The following is a 988-nucleotide window of genomic DNA, read 5'->3' as shown; positions in this document are numbered from 1 at the left end:
ATTACCGGCGATATCAATGGCACCGTAGCTTTTAAAAGCATTTTGCAGGCGTTTGCCGGTTCCCCTCGGATCTGATATAACCGTTTTGAGCATATCCGTCATCAAAAATGCGGTTTGCTGCGAATATACACGCTTCGTCTGCGGTTTAAATTCATATACGATCTTCCCGTTGGCATCCGTAATTTTGCTGATCAGATGAGGTGCATTATATACACCCATATTGGGAATCGTTCCATATGCTGCGGTCAGTTCCTCGACGGATACCCCTTTGCTTAGTCCACCCAAAACCCCTGTCTGAGCATGTTCATCCTGCGGCTGAATCGTCGTAATTCCAAGAGAACGCACAAAATTCCAAGCATTTGGAATTTTAACTTCATATAAGAACAGCCTCAGCGCAGGGATGTTGATTGACCGATTGAGTGCTTCACGGGCTGTCATAAGCCCCTCGTACCGTCTGTTATAATTTTTAGGAATATGATAACCTTTACGCCCGTCTTTCAATATGATTTGTGAATCATCAATAAGACCGGCTGGCTGAGTGTAGCCCTTTTCCAAAGCAGGTAAATAAGCAGCAATAGGCTTCATGGCAGAACCGGGCTGACGTGTCATTTGAGTTGCATAGTTCATTTGCTCGGTATTAAAATCCCTGCCCTCGATCATACCGAGTATAGCCCCTGTTTTATGATCAATCATGATTGCTGCAATCTGCTCTAATCCCTTCTTCTTACTGTATGGAGAAAAATTTTGTGGATTGGCTGCAATCTGCCGCATATTGTTATAAATTTTCTTATTTATCGTTGTATAAATTCGATAGCCGGACCGTTGCAACTCTTCTCGCGTATTTTGAAGAAGCTCGGCATACTCAGGCTTGGAAATCTCGGCTGCCGTGATATCGGGATTTTGCTGGAGCGCTAACAATTGGGCGGCTTCCCGCTCTGTCTCCAGCATCAAATAAGGGAATGTGTTATAACTTTTTTCGCGATGTGGC

Annotated in this window: 1 protein-coding gene; it reads right to left on the bottom strand. The window is 44.3% G+C overall.

Going from position 1 to position 988, the window contains the following annotated elements; translation table 11 throughout:
• On the bottom strand, positions 1–988 hold a 988-nt coding region (locus GRP75_RS27950; RefSeq protein WP_237449242.1), incomplete at both ends, for a transglycosylase domain-containing protein.

It is taken from the genome of Paenibacillus sp. OT2-17 (assembly GCF_009827695.1).
GTDB lineage: Bacteria > Bacillota > Bacilli > Paenibacillales > Paenibacillaceae > Paenibacillus > Paenibacillus polymyxa_B.
The sequence above is the reverse complement of the archived record's forward strand: the minus strand, read 5'-3'. Positions and strand labels throughout refer to the sequence as shown.